Here is an 18,527-nt window from a genome sequence, read left to right on the forward strand (position 1 = left end):
TCGGAGGCGTAGCCTTCGTAAGGCTGACTACTCGGTCTATCAGGTAAATCGAGTTCGCTGGTTTTACGACGGCTGCGCCGCCGATCGCAGCCTTCGTTCCTCGTCAGCGGCTACAAGTTTATTGCGTTTTAGCCATCACCGAGGTGAACAACGCTGACGTTAAAAACCGTTCCAGCCAAACCCGCAGGTGCGGGTAGGGCGCCTGCTCGAACCACTCACGATCAACATGCGCGAACTGCCGTACAAACGGCGCCAATGCCACGTCTGCCAAACTCAACATGTCGCCTGCAAGGTACGGCGCATGCCCGAGCAGATCTTCCAGGTGTTGCAGAAATTGCTCTCCTTGAGCCCGGTAATGTTCCATGGGCTGCTCCGGGTAGCGAATCGCGTACTTGTAGCGATCCAGATTGGCCTTGAATACCTGGTCGTTTTCTTCAATCAGCGCTGTACGGTCCGGGCCCAGCCAGTTATCCGGATCATTGCGGGCCAAAGCCCAGCGCATGATATCCAGGCTCTGATCGATCACCCGCCCATCGGCACATACCAACACGGGCACCGTGCCTTTGGGCGACAGGGCCAGCATTTCGGCTGGCTTGGCCTTCAGGCTGACTTCAACCGTGGTCAAGGGCACACCGCTGTAGCGCAACGCCATGCGCGCACGCATGGCATACGGGCAGCGGCGGAAGGAATACAACACGTGTGCGGTCATTTGACCTCCACAGAGCTCAAGCCATTGCCCTGTCGGCGGACCTGGATTTGCACCGGTATGCGTTCGTGCATTTCCTGCACGTGGGAAATTACCCCGACTTTGCGGCCCTGAGCTTGCAGACCGTCGAGTGCATCCATTGCCAGCTGCAACGATTCGGGGTCGAGGCTGCCGAAGCCTTCGTCGATAAACAGCGACTCGATTTTCAGTGTGCTGGAGGCCATCGAGGCCAGACCCAGCGCCAAGGCCAGCGACACAAGAAAGGTTTCGCCGCCGGACAATGAATGCACTGAGCGCAGTTCGTCGCCCATTTCGGTGTCCATCACCAGCAGCCCCAGCATGCTGCCGCCGCGTTTGAGACGGTAGCGTTTCACCAGTTGCCGTAACTGGGCGTTAGCGTGATGCACGAGTAAATCGAGGTTATAAGCCTGGGCGATTTTGCGGAAGGTATCGCCTGTTGCCGAGCCGATCAGGGCGTTCAGACGGGCCCAACGCTGCCATTCGTCATAGGCTTGGGCGATGCGTTGGGCCAAGGCCTGATTAGCCTCTTTGCGGCGCTGGTCTTCGGCTTGCCGGGCGCGCAGTTCAGCCAGTTGTTGATCGCTGGCCGCAAGCAATGCATTGAGTTCATTGAGGGCGTTATCGAGCGCTTCGGCGTCGAGGTTGCCATTGGCCTGGGCCTGATGTTGGCTTAAACGTTGCTCGCGCTCTTGCAGCAGGACGCGGGCTTGTTCCACGGCTTTTTCGCTGGCTTGCAGTTGCTGGCGCAAATCACGCACATACGCGTCATCGAAGGCCAGCAACTGTTGCAGACGAGCGTTGTCGAGTGCGGTGTGCTGCGCACGCCATTGCGCAACCTGTGCGCTTAAGGTGCTGTGTTCCTGTTGCAGTGCCTGCAAACGCTCTTGCTGGGCTTTGAGTTCGGCCGCCAGTTGCACCAACTGTTTGGCAGTGGTTTGTAACGCTTCGCTGGCCTGGGTCTGGGTGCTGCGCGCTTGCTCAACGGCCTGTTCAAGCTGTTGCTGCCATTGTTCGACACTGCTTTGTTCGCCCAACAGATCCTTGAGATTCTGCTGGCTGGATTGTTGCTGTTCGTGCAACTCGGCCACGCTACGTTGCAGGTTCTCCAGTTCTTTGGTGTGGCTAGCCTGTTGATACTGTTCGCGCTCGATTCGGCTCGTGCGCTCTGCCTGTTCGCCCAGTTCGTCACGTTGCTGATCGAGTTGTTCCAGGCGCTGCGTCACCTGCTGATCAAGGGCCATGAAGCTGGCAGCTGCGTTGTCACGCAATGCAGCCACTGTGGTCTGGGGCAGAACGCTGGCAAACCCGCCCAGTTCTTCCTCAAAGCGCGCGCTGTCGGCTTTGAGGTGCTGTTGCTGGTCGCTCAACTGCTGTTTGGCGAGTTGGCTGCTTTCGCTGCAACGCTGAAGTTGCTGCTGCAACTTGGCAGCTTCTTTTTGCAAGGTGAGCAGGGTGTTTTGGCGCTCCTCGTCCTGGGCGATGCTGTGTTGCAACTGGCTCAGGCGCAGCGTCAGCCAGGTATCGCGCTTGGCCGGGTCTTGTGCCTGCCATTGTGTGTACAGCGGGTGCGCTTCCAGGCTTGGGGCCAGGGCCTGCAGTTCGTCGTTAATCTGCTGGTGCTGTTGCAAAAACTCGCGATGCTGAGCGTTCACGCCACCGACTTTCTCACGCAACTGAATCAGCGTTTCTTTGAGTGCATCCACTGCTTTGCGAGCATTGGCTTGCTCTTGCTCATCAAAACGCGACAGGCTCTGCAACAACGCTTCTGGCTGGTGATAGGGGTGTTCATGGCTGCCACAGACCGGGCAGGCCTGGTCGTCTTGCAGTTGCGCGCGCAATTCTTCGACACTGGCGCTGCGGGCCAAACGCTGGCGCTCAAGCAGTTGCTGCGTCACCTGGAGTGCCTGTTCAGCGGCCTCAAACTGTTTTTTGGTCTGCGTGCCTTGCTCGATCAGGTGTTCGCGCTCGGTTTGCAAGGTTTGCAACTTGAGCTGCACCGCTTGCAAGCGTGTTTCAAGGGCTGACTGGCCGCTGCACAGGCGCTGCAAGTCTTCAAAGGCCCGCTGTTGCTGACGATTCTCAGCCAACAGGCTGCTCAAGGTCTGGATTTGCTCGTTGACGGCATGCGGTTCGGCTTTGGCTTCCTGAAACAGTATTTCCAGGGTGCTGTTCAGTTCGTTGAGCTGTTGGCCAGCTTCGCTGGCGCGTTGCTCAAGCGCCGGTAGTTCTTCGCGGCCTTTGCTGAGGGTGTTGCTTAGGCGCACCAGCTGTTGCAGCCCGCGACGATGGCCGTCCCAAGCGCTGGCCAACGGTGCAAGCTCAGTGCTTTGTTCAAGTTGCACGGCTATCAACGCCAGGCGTTCAGTGCTGTGTTGCTGGCGTTCAAGCAACGCGTCCAGGGCCTTTTGCCCGTCGGCGCAGGCCACTTCAGCCTGCTGTTTAAGTGTCTGTTGCGCGTTGAGTGTGTGTGTCAGGCGGTTGAGGTTGGCGTGTTCTAAATGCGCTTTTTGCAAATGCGGCGCCGCATCACGTTGTTCGGCCTGTGCTCGGCTGGCGGCGTGTTGCGCGTCCTGGAGTGTTTGCTCAAGACGGGTTTGATCTTGGCCAAGATCAGTTTGCTGTTGCAGATGCGCAGCGATCTGCTCGGCCAGCGGGCTCAACTGTGCGTCCAGCTCGGCCAAACGGGCAAATTGATGACGTTGAGGCGCGAGTTGTTCCAGCCACTCCAAGGTCTGGCGTTGCTCGGCTTGGCCCTCCCACAGGGTTTGCGCCTGCTGCAATTGTTCGCCAGCGCTATGGTGCTGTTCTTTCAGTTCACCCAGGGCTTTAAGCCATGAGTGTTGCAGTTCGAGCTGCTTGAGCTGGCTCTGCCGAGTTTTGAGTTGCTGTTGGGCGTCGCTGAAGTGTTGGTCCAGTTCAGCGCGGGCATCTGGCTCCATCGGTGTCACGCCAACCGCCTGATCCTGCAATTGCTTGTGTACGTCGCGGGCCTCTTTGGCCTTGTCGAAGGCGCGCTTGCCGAGCTGGGTGTACAACGCGGTGTCAGTGAGCTTTTCGAGCAACTCGCTGCGTTCGTTGTCGTCGGCTTTGAGGAAGGCGCTGAACTCGCTCTGGGCCAGCATCACGGCGCGGGTGAACTGTTCGAAGTTCAGCCCCAGACGTGATTCAAGCTGCACCTTGTAATCGCCTTTTTGGCTGGCCAACAGTTGGTCGCTGTCCAAATCGCGCAGGCTCTGGCGGCTGGCTTGCAGTTTGCCGGTGGCTTTTTCGCGGGCGCGATTAGCTTCCCAGCGGGCACGATAACGGCGCCCGTCAATGCCGACGAAATCGACTTCGGCATAGCCTTCGCCCGTGCCTCTGCGCAGCAGGGTCCGTGGGTCACCGGTGGCAATCTCGCCGTCGGCATCCGGGACCTTGGCATCGCGGCCTGTGTTGTTGAGGCGCGGCACAGCACCAAACAGGGCCAGGCACAGGGCGTCGAGCAAGGTACTCTTGCCTGCACCGGTGGGGCCTGTGATCGCGAACAGCCCGGCACTGGCCAAGGGTTCGGCAGTAAAGTCCAACTCAAACGGCCCAGCCAGAGAGGCCAGGTTTTTCAGGCGAATGGCGAGAATTTTCATGGCTGTTCACCTTGCAGCTGTACTTCTTGCAGCAGCACTGCAAAGTCTTTGAGGGTCTGCTCGTCTGCCTCGCTGCCATAGCTGTCTTGCCAAGCCCGGCTGAACAGTTCCTGCGGGGTCAGTTGGTCGAGTTCAATCAGCTGCGTGGCGTCGTCATCCCCCGAGCGACTGCCGCTGCCCGCGTATTCGGCAGCAATGCGCACTAAACGCACGGCCTTGCCTTGCAGGGCGGTTTCGATTTGCTGACGCAAATCGGGCTGCGGCTCGTCGAGTTTGACCCGCACTTCGAGCCAGGGCTGGCGCTGGGTGTCGGCCAGCAAATCAGTGTCCGGCAGTTCGGCCAGTTGGCTGAGAATCTCTGCCAGGGGCGCCGGGCCTATGCGTTGCAGGTTAACGGCCCGTGGGATGAGGCGCGGTTCAACGCTGATCAGGTTTTCGCCCTCCAGCACGACATCGAGAATCTGATGCTGGTAGCCGATTTCTGAGAACGACAGCGGAATCGGAGAGCCGCAGTAGCGAATGCGCTCTTCGCTGTTGACCCGTTGAGGCTTGTGCAGATGGCCCAGCGCGACATAGCTGATGCTGGGGCCAAACAGGCTGGCTGGCAGCGCTTCGGCGTTACCGATGATCAGGCTGCGCTCGGAGTCTTCAGAGACCGAACCGCCCGCCATGTGCGCGTGGCTGATGGCGATCAGCGCTTGCCCCGGCTGACGTTTGGCGTTGGCGGCGGCAATCAGCCATTCATGCACCTGACCAATGCCGCGCAGGTAGTTGTCGCCCAGTTGTGCTCCTGTCACTTCGGCTGGGCGCAGGAACGGCAGGGCCAGGCACCACGCAGCGGTTTCGCCGGATGCATCGGGTAGCGGGATCAGCAGGCGCTCGGCATCCAGTTGCCCATCATCGAGCCATAACACCCGGCCCAAGGCGTGAGTGCGCAAACGGCGCATCAGGGGCGCGGGCAGTTCGATGCGGGAACCGGAGTCGTGGTTGCCTGCAATCATCACGATGGTCAGCGCGGGCTGTTGCTCGTGGGCGCTGACAATAAAGTCATACAGGCGCTCTTGCGCTTTGACGGGCGGGTTTACGGTATCGAAGATGTCCCCGGCAATCAGGAGTGCATCAGGTTGTTGCTCAGCCAGTTGGGTCAAAAGCCAGGTCAGAAAGCAGGCGTGTTCGAAATCGCGTTCCTGACCATGCAGGTTTTGCCCCAGATGCCAGTCGGACGTGTGAAACAGGCGCATAACAAAATCCGTAAAAAGTGCTTTAAATGCGGGTTTGTCTTCCTGGCCGCAGGTGCGTCTACAGGAAGCCAAAACCGTCAATTATTTGGGGTAGAGCGGCGGCAGGCTGCTGGTGTCGCTGCCTGCATCTTGCTCGCGTTCGGCGGCAGGGATGCTGCGAATCGCCTTCCACAACTCTTCACCTTGCCAATGCTGGCCGGTTTCGCTGTAGAGCGCACCGTTGAGGCCGTCCAGCGCATCGGACAGCAGCACAAAGCGTGCCGCCATCTCTGCCAGGGTTTCGGGTTGCTGGCGGGCCCAGGCATCCAGTGCCTGTCGTGTGGCTTGTGGGTCGTTAGCCAGGCAGGCGCGTTTGAGGTCATCGAGTAACGTGCGCGGGCTGGGTCCGGTTTGCGCGGCCCGCAAAATCGCAGGCTGCGTTCTTGCTCGCCACCACAGGCCAAAGCCGAGCAGGGTAGTAAGCGCCAGAATCAAGGTGCTGAGTTGCCACCGCCACAGGGTCGAATCGTCGCTCACGGCAAGCGGCTCGCTGCTGATCGGAGTGTCCACAGCAAGGCTCGGGTTGTCCGCTACCTGCAAGGTGCGGGCGGGCAGATAGCTGCGTTCCAGACGGTCTTCGTGGGTGTTCCACCACACCACTTCAACTGCAGGCAGTTCGACTTGGCCGACACGTGTGGGCACCAGTGCTTCACGTTCTTCGCGGCTGCCGATCAGGCCGTTCTCGCTGATTTGATTGCTCAGTTGAGGCAAGTCCGGGTAGCGCCGCAGACCGTTGACGTCGGTGGCCGGGAGGGCGGGCAACTGGGCGCTGGAAAGCCCTTCGGCCTTGAGGGTCAGGGTGCGCGTCAAAGAGTCGCCGACCTGGCAATGGTCGGGCTCGGGGTTCCACGTTTCGCTCATGCTCAAGCTGCGTGCCGGCAGCCAGGCCGCAGTAGCGGGGTAGTCCGCCGGCTTGGGCTTGACCTCCAGCGGAATCTCGGCCGAGGTGACGTGAATCATTTTTCCCGGTTTTGGGCCGAGCGGCGCAGGGGCCGTGGCTTGCTGGCTGTCGACTTGGGTGGCACTGAAGGTTTGTGCCGGAATGATCAGTTGGCCACTGTGTTGCGGGTAAATGCCGTAGCGCACTTCGATGACGCCATGGCGTACGCCGTTGATCATTTTCTCGTAGGTGCGTGACTCGCCCAGTTGCTCGACGATCGCGTCGCTCAGGTGCAACGGGGTCAGGCTGCTGTCGTCGTACAGGGCGACTGAGTGATAGATGCGCAGGGTCAGGAGGGACTGCGCTTGTACGTAGACGCTGGGTTGATCAAGGCTGGATTCGATAAACACCGGGGCCAGTTCGTTTTCGCGGTTACTGCTTGGTGAGACCGTCAAACTGATCGGCTGACTGTGATAATCACCGACCTGCAAGGGCGGAATGATGACGGTGCCGGACTGTTTGGGCTGCAACGTGATAATCCAGCGCGTGGTGGCTTTGTTGTCATCGCTCAGATTGGTCAGGTGATTGACCTGACGCGTACCGCGCACCTCGAACAGGGCGTCGAGGGGTGTCAGGTCGGGTTTGCCGAACAGCGTGGCGTCGCTGGACTCAAGCGTCAGTTCGACGGTTTCGCCAGAATTGAGCTGATCGCGATCCACACTGGCTACCAAGCCCAGCGCGTGGGCTGGCAAGGTCCAGCAACAGAGCAAAAGTAGCAAGACGCAGATGCGGTTCATTAAGGCGTGTCCTGATGTTGCTGCTGTTCGTACCAAAATTTTCGTCGCAACAGTTCGCTGGGGTTGTCGGGTATCTGTCGTAGCCACTGCTCCAGCGCTTGGCGATGCTCTTCGTCCAGATGGTCAGAGGTCGGTGCCAGAGGTCGCGTGGTGGTCGAGTCCTCGTTGGGGTTTTCACCGGGCTGTGGTTCGCTGCCGGGAGGCGGTTCGAGCGTGTCGTCGCTGTTCGCCGGCGCATCAGGTTCAGTGGCTGAACTGCTTTCCTGATGGTGTGTGGTATCGCCCGTCGCACTGTTGTTGCTGGTGCTGATGGGCGGCGCTTGTTCAGGTTCAGCCGGGTTTTGATCGGTTTTATCGGGCGTCGGGTGACTCTCGGCGCTCTGTTGTTCGAGTATTTGCTCAATCAAGGCTTTGTTCTGCGCTGCCACCTGTAAGTCGGGTTGCAGCTCCAGTGCCTGCTCGTAGGCATCGATGGCGGCTTCCAGCTCGCCGCTTCTGGCCAATGCATTGCCGCGATTATAATGCGCGCTGGCGCTGTTGACCTCAGCAAAACGTTCGGCGGCAGCGGCGTAATCACCGGCCTGATAGAGGGCAATGCCCTGCCAGAGAGGGTCTTTGAAGTGCTCCACCGCCTCCAGCGGTTTTTTCTGTTCCAGCAAACGCTGGCCTTGTTGGTCAGGACGCAGCCACAGGTCGGTGAAGCTCATGGCATAGCTGGGCTGGGGCAGCATAAACAGCAAGGGCAAACACAGCAGCCAGCCGCGACGTCCGGCACACGCGGCCAGTAGCAATAAAGGCAGCAATAACCAGTAACCTTGATCGGCCCATGTGTCCAGGTGCACGGTCTGGTCCCGGTCGCGCAGGTGCCGAGGGCCGTCGAGCAGGCCAAGGCCGCGCAAATCGTTGTCGTCCAGCCGGGCCTGACGATAGCGGCCGTCGACTTGAAGGGCGAAAGCTCGCAGGGCAGGGCTGTCGAGGCGCGGTACAAGGATTGCGCCCTGATCGTCCTTGAGAAATTGCCCGCTTTCATCCACCACAGGTGCGCCGTCCCGGCTCCCGATGCCCAGCATCAATAATTGCGGGGTATGACCGTTAAGGGCCTGGCGAATCCCTTCGCGCTCCTGCTGGCTGAGCGATGAGGTAATCAGCAGCAAACGGCCTTGGCCCAAGGCGCCCTGATCGAGAAGTTTCAGGGCTTTTTCCACGGCCAGATCAGCACGCTGGCCGGGCTGAGGCATCAGCGAGGGCTTGAGGGCTTCGAGCAAATTGTGGCTAGTGGCCAGATCATCAGACAGCGGTACCAGCGTGTGCGCGCTGCCCGCGTAAACAATAATGGCCGTTTGTGCATCGTGGCGGCTTTGCAGCAGGTCATAGAGTTTGCGCCGCGCCTGCTCAAGCCGGTTGGGTGATTTATCGGTCGCGAGCATGTCCGGGGTGAGTTGCAACATGACCACCAGTGGGTCGGCCGGTTTTTGCGTGGATTGTTCAACACGCTCCCAGCTTGGGCCGAGTAGCGCCAGCACGGCCAGCAGCCAAGCACCACCCAAGGAGATCCAGGGCAGTTTGCTGGACCGGCCATTGCCGCCACTGAGCAGTACGCGATGAAAGGCGACAGGCAGAATCATTTGCCAGCGACCGGTGCGCTTTTGCCGGTGCCAGAGTTTCCACAGCAGCCAGCCGAGCAACGGCAGGGCCAGCAGCCATTCGGGACGAAACCAGTGCGGCCAGAGGGCACTCATCGGCGTCTCCGCAGGCGCAGGCGTGTAAGGCGTGAGCGCCAGTCAGGATGTTGTTGCAGAAAATGTTCCTTGCTCAGCAAGCGTTGCAGCGGATTGTTGGGCCACAGTTCACGGATGACCAGCAACACGCTCAGCAGTAGCGCCCCGGCCAGCGGCCAGCTGTACAACGACTGGGCAGGGCGTGCCTGGGTGGGTTGCTGGGCTACGGGTTCGAGCTGGTCGAGGGTGTCCTTGATGGCTGCTAACTCTTGACCATCGTGGGCGCGGAAGTATTGGCCTCCGGTTGCTTTGGCAATCTCCTGCAATGCAGGTTCGTCCAGATCGATGCCGGGATTGCTGCCGAGCATGCCGTTTGCGCTACTGGCCTGCGGGTCGGCGCCAATGCCGATCGGGTAGATGCGCACACCTTCCTCTGCGGCCAGTCGTGCTGCGGTCAGAGGGTCGATCTGGCCACCGTTGTTGGCACCGTCGGTGATCAGAATCAGTACCCGGCTTTGCGCTGGTCGTTGACGCAGGCGTTTCAAGGCCAGGCCGATGGCGTCGCCAATGGCGGTGTTTTTACCGGCGATGCCGATGCGTGCGTCGTCCAGCCAAGTGCGTACGGTGTGCCGGTCGAAGGTCAGGGGCGCTTGTAAATACGCCTGGCTGCCGAACAGGATCAAGCCGACCCTGTCACCCTCACGCTCTTCCAAAAAGTCGCCGAACAGGCTCTTGACCAGGTCGAGACGGCTGATGTCTTCGTTTTGCCAGTGCATGTCAGGAAAGTCCATTGACCCGGACACGTCTACGGCGACCAGTAAATCACGGCCGCTGGCGGCAATGGGCAACGGCTCGCCTAACCATTGCGGGCGTGCCGCAGCCGTTAGCAGCAACAGCCAGATCGCTAAATACGGAATTTTCTGACGCCATACGGGTATTTTGCTCCGTGCTTTGCGTTGAGCCAGTTCTTCGAGGTCGCTGAGAAAGCTGACTTTGAGAGCGGCTTCGCCACTATCGGCTGCTGGCAGGACCCAGCGCATCACCCAGGGCAAAGGCAGCAGAACGAAGATCCACGGCCAGGCGAATTCAAACATGTTTGCGAATCCAGGTTTCGACCGCTTGATTGAGCCCGGCAATGGCCTTGTCATCGAGCTTGCACTCAGGCTTATAGGCGCCTTCTACCAAAACCATCCAGCGCGTGAGTCCCGCAGCCGGGCAGCGGTTATCCAGGAACGCCAGCCATTTGCGGCCGTTGAGGGTGTGGCTTTGGCTGTAGGGGTAATGCGTACGGCACAGGCGCTTGAGCAGGCCATTGAGTTGTTGCAGCCAGGCCCCGGCGGGGGCGCCGTCGTAAGGTTTGGGAAAATTGGCCAGCTCTTCGAGCGCAGCCAGTCGCACCGGGTCCAGAGGTTGTTCGACGCGTGCGCTCTGGCGTTTGGCCGGCAGGTAACGACGCAGCCACCACAGGCCCCAGCTCAGGGCTGCGACAACGATCAGCAGCAGCCACCAGCCCGGAGCAGGAGGCCAGAAGCCGACAGTCTCAGGCTGTATCAGCGGTTGCAGGTGCTCAAGGTCGTTCATGGCGTTTTGCCAGGTCGTTTGGCGTTGAGGTATTCACGCAATTGCTCGACCATTTCGCTTTGTGTGCTCAATGGCATCAGCATGACCCGCAATTTTTGCGCAAGCAGCTCCCAGCGGGCAATACGTGCTTCGGCCTGCGCGCGGTAAGCTTGACGCAAGTCGTAATTAAGCGTGTCGAGTTCCAGTTGTGCGCCGCGTTCGGCAAACCGCAGCAGCCCGGCGGCGGGCAGGGCGTGATCAAGTGGGTCAGACAGCGGCAGCAGCATCAAGTCGCAGTGGCGCGCCAACAGGCTCAGTTGTTGCTCGGCGGCGTCGGTGAGGGCACGCTCATCACAGATCACAATCACCAAGCTGCCGGGACGCAACACTTCTCGGGCCCGAATCAGGGCCATTCCCAGGGCATCGCGATCGGACTGCACTTCTGTGTGCAGTGACTGGTTGACCCTCACTAACCGGTTCAGCAGTTGCAGCAGGCTCTGCTTGCTGCGTCGCGGCTTGATTTCGTAATGTTCATGGTCGCCGAATACCAGCCCGCCCACCCGGTCGTTGTGGCTCAGGGCGGCCCAACCGATCAGACTCGCGGCCTGGGCACAGAGGACTGATTTGAACAGCAGGCCTGAGCCGAAAAACAGCCGACGGCTTTGTTCGGCCAGGATGAAAATGGGTCGCTCGCGTTCCTCATGGAACATTTTGGTGTGCGGCTCTTGGGTGCGTGCCGTAACGCGCCAATCGATGGTGCGAACATCGTCACCTGCCTGATAGACGCGTACCTGATCGAAATCGACCCCGCGCCCGCGCAATTTTGAGTGATGCAAACCCGCCAGCGGGCTGCGCTGGCTAGGGGAGGCGAAGAGTTGGACTTCGCGTACCCGATGACGCATTTCGATCAGTTCGGCGAGTGTGACCCGAATACCGGGTTCGGCGGGCAAGGGGTTGTTCATCGGTCAGGCAACGGCAACAACATCAAGAATGCGCTGCACGACACGGTCCTGATCAATGCCGGCTGCCTCGGCCTCAAACGACAAGATAATGCGATGGCGCAACACGTCAAACAGCACGGCCTGAATGTCTTCAGGGCTGACAAAGTCACGCCCGGCTAACCAGGCGTGTGCCCGGGCGCAACGGTCCAGAGCGATGGAACCACGCGGGCTTGCACCGTAGGCGATCCAGTCGGCCATTTCCGTATCGAATTTACCGGGTGTGCGTGTGGCCATGATCAATTGCACCAGGTATTCCTCTACGGCATCGGCCATATACAAACCAAGGATTTCCTTGCGCGCTGCGAAAATGGCTTGCTGGCTGACGCGGCGTTCGGGCTTGGTTTCGCCGTTCAGCGCTTCGCCGCGCGCCTGTTGCAGGATGCGGCGTTCGACGGCGGCATCCGGGAAGCCGATTTTGACGTGCATCAGAAAACGGTCGAGCTGAGCTTCAGGCAGCGGGTAAGTGCCTTCCTGCTCAATAGGGTTTTGGGTCGCCATCACCAAAAACAGCGGTGACAGTTCGTACGTGCTGCGACCTACGCTGACCTGTCGCTCGGCCATGGCTTCGAGCAAGGCGGATTGAACCTTGGCGGGCGCCCGGTTGATTTCATCGGCCAGCACCAGGTTGTGAAAAATCGGCCCTTGCTGGAAGACGAAGCTGCCTGTTTCGGGGCGATAGATTTCGGTGCCGGTGATGTCGGCAGGCAACAGGTCGGGAGTGAACTGAATTCGGTGGAATTGTGCTTCGATGCCTTCGGCCAATTCTTTGATGGCTTTGGTTTTGGCCAGGCCGGGAGCCCCTTCGACCAGCATATGGCCGTCAGCCAGCAGCGCGATCAACAAGCGGTCAATGAGTTTTTCCTGACCGAGAATCTGTGTTGAAAGAAAGGTTCGCAGCGCTAACAGCGCTTCACGATGTTCCATCGATGACTGTTCCTGAAAAGGCCGCCTGCGGCGTAAGAATTACGCCGGGGTTGGGGCCGTTACTTTAATCCATTGCAGGGGGTTGGGACTAATGGCGGAAGGGCTTTTTATTGAAAAAGCGCAAATCCGCAGGGTTGTTGAGAATCGTGCTCATCTTGGTGAGGCTAAGCAGGTGCGAAATGCTGGCGATGATGATTTTGGGCAGTGAAATCGCTCCGGCCGAGAAAGTGGGGGGAGCATTGTTGCGGGAGCAGGATGAGTCGCAACCGTTCAGCGCCAGTCATCCGGTAGTCGCCGCGACAGCGGCTACCGGAGAGAGTCAGGCCAGTTGACTCACGTACTTGCCAGTACCGCCGAGGATGTTTTGCAAGGTTTGCTCAACGTCGGCTAGATTATCGGCATCCGTGGCGTGAGTGATTTCGAGGAAGTTTTCTTCTTCGAATACACCGGTATCAACGATTTCTATCCGCAGCAGGGTGGGACTCAGCGTCACGCGAACAATTTCAACCGAATAATCGTCGTCTTCGAAGGAAATGACGACTTCGTCATCGTCCGGGTAGCGGGCAAGAATGACATCAACGTTGTCGTCGTCAATGTGGCAGCACAAGGATGCCAAATTGTCTTCTTCTTCGTCGCATGGGGTGCCGATGAGAGTGTGGGTGCTCATGTACATGGGGAAATCCTGGCGCTAAGTGCGCATCTACAAGCGGAAGAAAGGCCTGATTTTGACACTCTGAACAGATTTTTGCTGTGTTGAATGAATATGTGTCATCAAGGTCTGTAAGAGTCAGGTAAGTCATTTCTGATAATAGCTGAGGTTTTAGAGTTTCCTTTAACAAGTTTTTTCACCCGAGAATGCTAGGGTTGTTCTCTAACAGGTCACAAGCCTACGTCCTGATGTCCGAATATGTCGCCGCACCGCAAGCAGGCCGGGGGCTTCAATCGTTAAGCTGCGTTCGGGATTCTTATCTCTTGAAAGAACCGGCCTGTTCAATCGGCAGTCCTTTTGCAGATACCCATCCTGGAACGTGAATGTGACCCGTGGGTCGCGGCCAGCTTCACCTCCTTGCCCTGCTGGATTTAGTCAGCACTGGCAACTCCCCTAGCGGGAACAGCACATGCGACGCTTCTCTCAATAACAAGCCCAAGCGGAGTACCACAGATGGCGTTCTTCACCGCAGCCAGCAAAGCCGACTTCCAGCATCAACTGCAAGCCGCACTGGCCCAGCACATCAGTGAACAGGCATTGCCACAAGTAGCCCTGTTTGCCGAGCAATTCTTCGGCATCATCTCTCTGGATGAACTCACTCAACGGCGCATGTCCGATCTGGCAGGCTGCACGCTGTCGGCTTGGCGTCTGCTGGAACGTTTTGACCCGGCGCAGCCGCAGGTCAAGGTGTTCAATCCTGATTACGAGCGCCATGGCTGGCAGTCCACGCACACGGCGGTAGAAGTACTGCACCACGATTTACCGTTTCTGGTGGATTCGGTTCGCACCGAACTGAATCGTCGGGGTTACAGCATCCATACCCTGCAAACCACGGTATTGAGCGTGCGTCGTGGCAGCAAAGGCGAGTTGCTGGAAATTCTGCCCAAAGGCACCAGTGGCGAAGGCGTGTCCCAAGAGTCGCTGATGTTCCTTGAAATTGACCGTTGCTCCAATGCGGCTGAATTGAATGTACTGAGCAAGGAGCTGGAACAGGTTCTGGGTGAAGTCCGTGTCGCTGTTGCTGATTTTGAGCCGATGAAAGCCAAGGTTCAGGAGCTGTTGGCCAGCATTGACAACAGTCCATACCTAGTTGCGGCGGATGAAAAAGCTGAGATCAAAAGCTTTCTCGAATGGCTGGTGGGCAATCACTTCACCTTCCTGGGCTATGAAGAGTTTGTGGTGCGTGATGAAGCGGATGGCGGTCATATTGAATATGACCCGCAGTCGTTCCTGGGCTTGACCAAATTGCTGCGCGCCGGGCTCACGGCAGACGACCTGCGCATCGAAGATTACGCGGTGAGCTACCTGCGTGAGCCGACCCTGCTGTCGTTTGCCAAAGCCGCACACCCAAGCCGCGTGCACCGCCCGGCTTACCCGGACTATGTATCGATCCGTCAGATCGACGCCGATGGCAAGGTCATCAAAGAATGCCGCTTCATGGGCCTGTACACCTCTTCGGTGTATGGCGAAAGCGTGCGGGTTATTCCATACATCCGCCGCAAGGTCGCTGAAATAGAGCGCCGTTCGGGCTTTCAGCCCAAGGCTCACCTGGGCAAGGAACTGGCTCAGGTGGTTGAAGTGTTACCCCGTGACGATCTGTTTCAGACGCCCGTGGACGAACTGTTCAACACCGTGATGTCGATTGTGCAGATTCAGGAACGCAATAAAATCCGCGTCTTCCTGCGCAAAGACCCGTATGGCCGTTTCTGCTACTGCCTGGCCTACGTACCGCGTGATGTGTATTCCACCGAAGTTCGCCAAAAAATCCAGCAAGTGCTGATGGATCGTTTGCAGGCTTCGGATTGCGAGTTCTGGACCTTCTTCTCGGAATCGGTGTTGGCCCGTGTGCAGTTGATTCTGCGCGTCGACCCCAAGAACCGCATCGACATCGATCCAGTCATGCTGGAAAAAGAAGTGGTTCAGGCGTGCCGCAGCTGGCAGGACGATTACGCCAGTCTGGTGGTTGAAAGCTTCGGTGAAGCCAATGGCACCAAGGTGCTCAGCGACTTCCCTAAAGGTTTCCCGGCGGGCTACCGAGAGCGCTTTGCCGCGCATTCGGCCGTTGTCGATATGCAGCACTTGCGCAGCTTGAGCGATAAAAACCCGCTGGTGATGAGCTTTTATCAGCCGCTGGGTCAAAGTGCCGGTCAGGAACTGCACTGCAAGCTGTATCACGCTGATACACCGCTGGCGTTGTCCGACGTGCTGCCTATTCTGGAAAACCTCGGTTTGCGTGTTCTGGGCGAGTTTCCGTATCGCTTGCGCCACGCCAATGGCCGTGAGTTCTGGATCCATGACTTCGCCTTTACGGCAGGTGAAGGGCTGAATCTGGACATTCAGCAACTCAATGACACGTTGCAGGACGCCTTCGTGCATATCGTCAGTGGCGATGCTGAAAACGATGCCTTCAACCGTTTGGTGCTGACCGCAGGCTTGCCGTGGCGTGATGTGGCGTTGCTGCGTGCCTATGCGCGTTACCTCAAACAGATTCGTCTGGGTTTTGACCTGGGCTACATTGCCAGCACCCTGAACAACCACACCGATATTGCACGTGAACTGACCCGGTTGTTCAAAACGCGCTTCTATCTGGCCCGCAAGCTGACGGCAGAAGACCTGGAAGACAAGCAACAGCGTCTGGAACAGGCCATCCTGACGGCCCTTGACGACGTTCAGGTGCTAAACGAAGACCGTATCCTGCGTCGCTACCTGGACTTGATCAAAGCCACCCTGCGGACCAACTTCTATCAGCCGGATGCCAACGGCCAGAACCGTCCTTACTTCAGCTTCAAGTTCAACCCGCACCTGATTCCTGAGTTGCCCAAGCCGGTGCCGAAGTTTGAAATCTTTGTGTACTCGCCACGGGTCGAAGGTGTGCACTTGCGTTTCGGCAACGTAGCGCGTGGGGGTTTGCGCTGGTCGGACCGTGAAGAAGACTTCCGTACCGAAGTGCTGGGCCTGGTAAAAGCGCAGCAAGTGAAGAACTCGGTCATTGTGCCGGTGGGCGCCAAAGGCGGGTTTGTGCCGCGCCGCTTACCATTGGGCGGCGGTCGCGACGAGATTCAGGCCGAAGCAATTGCGTGCTACCGCATCTTTATCTCCGGGCTGTTGGACATTACCGACAATCTGAAGGACGGCGCGCTGGTGCCGCCGCTGAACGTCGTGCGTCACGACGACGATGACCCGTATCTGGTGGTTGCTGCGGACAAAGGGACTGCCACTTTCTCTGACATTGCCAACGGCATTGCCATTGATTACGGCTTCTGGCTAGGCGACGCGTTTGCCTCCGGTGGTTCGGCCGGTTATGACCACAAAAAGATGGGTATCACCGCCAAAGGCGCGTGGGTGGGCGTGCAGCGCCACTTTAAAGAGCGCGGCATCAATGTCCAGCAAGACAGCATCAGTATCGTGGGCGTCGGCGATATGGCCGGAGACGTGTTCGGTAACGGCTTGTTGATGTCCGACAAACTGCAACTGGTTGCTGCATTCAACCACCTGCATATCTTCATTGACCCCAACCCGGAGCCGGCCAATAGCTTCGTTGAACGTCAGCGTCTGTTCGATCTGCCGCGTTCGGCCTGGTCGGACTACGACACCAGCATCATGTCGGCGGGCGGCGGGATTTTCTCGCGCAGTGCGAAAAGCATCGCCATTTCGCCTGAAATGAAAGAGCGTTTCGCGATCACGGCCGACAAACTGACCCCGACCGAACTGCTCAATGCCTTGCTCAAAGCGCCGGTAGACCTGTTGTGGAACGGCGGCATTGGCACCTACGTCAAGGCCAGCAGCGAAAGCCACGCCGATGTCGGTGACAAGGCCAACGATGCATTGCGTGTCAACGGTAACGAGTTGCGCTGCAAGGTGGTGGGTGAGGGCGGTAACCTTGGCATGACTCAACTGGGTCGTGTGGAGTTCAACCTCAACGGTGGCGGCTCCAACACCGACTTCATCGACAACGCTGGCGGTGTGGACTGTTCTGACCACGAAGTGAATATCAAAATCCTGCTCAACGAAGTGGTGCAGGCTGGCGATATGACCGAGAAGCAGCGCAACCAGTTGTTGGGCAGCATGACCGATGAAGTGGGCGGTCTGGTGTTAGGCAACAACTATAAGCAGACCCAGGCCATTTCGTTGGCGGCCCGCAAAGCTTATGAGCGGATTGCCGAGTACAAGCGTCTGATGAGCGACCTGGAAGCCCGTGGCAAGCTGGACCGTGCCATTGAGTTCCTGCCGACCGAAGAGCAACTGGTCGAACGTGTCGCTTCAGGCCATGGCCTGACTCGCGCCGAGTTGTCGGTTCTGATCTCGTACAGCAAGATCGACCTCAAAGAAGCATTGCTCAACTCTCAGGTACCCGATGACGACTACCTGACCCGTGACATGGAAACGGCATTCCCGCCCATGCTGGTGAGCAAGTTTGCCGCGGCCATGCGCCGTCACCGCTTGAAGCGTGAAATCGTCAGCACCCAGATTGCCAACGACCTGGTCAACCACATGGGTATCACCTTTGTGGAGCGCCTCAAGGAGTCGACCGGCATGAGCGCTGCCAACGTGGCCGGTGCTTATGTGATCGTGCGTGACATTTTCCACCTCCCGCACTGGTTCCGTCAGATTGAGGCGCTGGATTATCAGGTACCCGCTGAAATCCAGTTGGCGCTGATGGATGAGCTGATGCGTCTGGGTCGTCGAGCCACGCGCTGGTTCCTGCGCAGTCGTCGCAACGAATTGGATGCGGCACGTGATGTGGCCCACTTTGGTCCACATCTGGCGGCATTGGGGCTCAAGCTTGACGAGCTGCTGGAAGGGCCGACCCGCGAAGGCTGGCAGACCCGTTATCAGGCGTATGTGGCTGCTGGAGTGCCTGAGTTGCTGGCCCGCATGGTGGCCGGTACGACGCACTTGTACACCCTGCTGCCCATCATCGAAGCGTCGGATGTGACGGGTCAGAACGCAGCGGATGTTGCCAAGGCCTATTTCGCGGTAGGCAGTGCGCTGGACCTCACCTGGTACTTGCAGCAGATCAGCAACTTGCCAGTGGAGAACAATTGGCAGGCGCTGGCGCGTGAAGCCTTCCGTGACGATATCGACTGGCAGCAGCGAGCAATTACCGTATCGGTACTGCAAATGGCGGATGCACCGCTTGAGATCGAAGCGCGTCTGGCGTTGTGGCTTGAGCAGAACCATTCGATGGTTGAACGCTGGCGTTCAATGCTGGTGGACCTGCGTGCAGCGACGGGCAACGATTATGCAATGTATGCCGTGGCCAACCGTGAGTTGTTGGACTTGGCACTGAGTGGTCAAACAGGGCTCTGAC

12 protein-coding genes are annotated in these 18,527 nt (G+C 58.6%); 2 read left to right on the plus strand and 10 right to left on the minus strand.

Annotated features, from left to right (window positions below; translation table 11 throughout):
* Positions 1–118: 118 nt before the first annotated feature.
* The 9 genes from EQV93_RS17745 to EQV93_RS17785 form a co-directional block, all read right to left on the minus strand.
* Complete coding sequence (locus EQV93_RS17745; protein WP_240892077.1) at positions 119–709, minus strand: glutathione S-transferase; 591 nt, start codon at positions 707–709, stop codon at positions 119–121.
* Entirely contained in the window at positions 706–4,347 is a 3,642-nt protein-coding gene (locus EQV93_RS17750; protein WP_240892078.1) for an AAA family ATPase, read from the minus strand. The genes EQV93_RS17745 and EQV93_RS17750 overlap by 4 nt, the downstream gene beginning before the upstream one ends.
* Positions 4,344–5,588 (minus strand): exonuclease SbcCD subunit D C-terminal domain-containing protein, encoded by a 1,245-nt coding sequence (locus tag EQV93_RS17755; RefSeq protein ID WP_122784298.1) that lies wholly within the window; start codon positions 5,586–5,588, stop codon positions 4,344–4,346. Before EQV93_RS17755 ends, EQV93_RS17750 begins: the two co-directional genes overlap by 4 nt.
* 81 nt (positions 5,589–5,669) lie before the next feature.
* On the minus strand, positions 5,670–7,304 hold the full coding sequence (locus tag EQV93_RS17760) for a BatD family protein (protein ID WP_240892079.1): 1,635 nt from the start codon (positions 7,302–7,304) through the stop codon (positions 5,670–5,672).
* Entirely contained in the window at positions 7,304–9,043 is a 1,740-nt protein-coding gene (locus tag EQV93_RS17765; protein WP_240892080.1) for a VWA domain-containing protein, read from the minus strand. Before EQV93_RS17765 ends, EQV93_RS17760 begins: the two co-directional genes overlap by 1 nt.
* Positions 9,040–10,116 (minus strand): vWA domain-containing protein, encoded by a 1,077-nt coding sequence (locus tag EQV93_RS17770; protein WP_240892081.1) that lies wholly within the window; start codon positions 10,114–10,116, stop codon positions 9,040–9,042. The genes EQV93_RS17765 and EQV93_RS17770 overlap by 4 nt, the downstream gene beginning before the upstream one ends.
* Positions 10,109–10,603, minus strand: coding sequence for a DUF4381 domain-containing protein (locus tag EQV93_RS17775; RefSeq protein ID WP_240892082.1), 495 nt, complete (start codon positions 10,601–10,603; stop codon positions 10,109–10,111). Before EQV93_RS17775 ends, EQV93_RS17770 begins: the two co-directional genes overlap by 8 nt.
* Positions 10,600–11,544: a DUF58 domain-containing protein gene (locus EQV93_RS17780; protein ID WP_122784303.1), complete on the minus strand. Its 945-nt coding sequence runs from the start codon at positions 11,542–11,544 to the stop codon at positions 10,600–10,602. Before EQV93_RS17780 ends, EQV93_RS17775 begins: the two co-directional genes overlap by 4 nt.
* Positions 11,545–11,547: 3 nt before the next feature.
* On the minus strand, positions 11,548–12,507 hold the full coding sequence (locus EQV93_RS17785) for an AAA family ATPase (protein WP_122784304.1): 960 nt from the start codon (positions 12,505–12,507) through the stop codon (positions 11,548–11,550).
* 179 nt (positions 12,508–12,686) lie between these two features.
* Here EQV93_RS17785 and EQV93_RS17790 point away from each other — a divergent pair, with 179 nt between their 5' ends.
* A complete protein-coding gene (locus EQV93_RS17790; protein WP_240892083.1) occupies positions 12,687–12,839 on the plus strand; it encodes a hypothetical protein in 153 nt (50 codons plus the stop codon).
* On the opposite strand, the gene EQV93_RS17795 is transcribed toward EQV93_RS17790, so the two are convergent.
* Positions 12,827–13,180, minus strand: coding sequence for a hypothetical protein (locus tag EQV93_RS17795; RefSeq protein ID WP_122784305.1), 354 nt, complete (start codon positions 13,178–13,180; stop codon positions 12,827–12,829). The two genes, EQV93_RS17790 and EQV93_RS17795, sit on opposite strands and share 13 nt — an antisense overlap.
* 489 nt (positions 13,181–13,669) lie before the next feature.
* Between EQV93_RS17795 and EQV93_RS17800 the strand changes: the two genes are divergently transcribed.
* Positions 13,670–18,526 (plus strand): NAD-glutamate dehydrogenase, encoded by a 4,857-nt coding sequence (locus EQV93_RS17800; protein ID WP_240892084.1) that lies wholly within the window; start codon positions 13,670–13,672, stop codon positions 18,524–18,526.
* The last annotated feature ends 1 nt before the right edge of the window (position 18,527 follow it).

Source organism: Pseudomonas sp. TMW22091 (assembly GCF_022496705.1).
Taxonomy (GTDB): Bacteria; Pseudomonadota; Gammaproteobacteria; order Pseudomonadales; family Pseudomonadaceae; genus Aquipseudomonas; species Aquipseudomonas saxonica.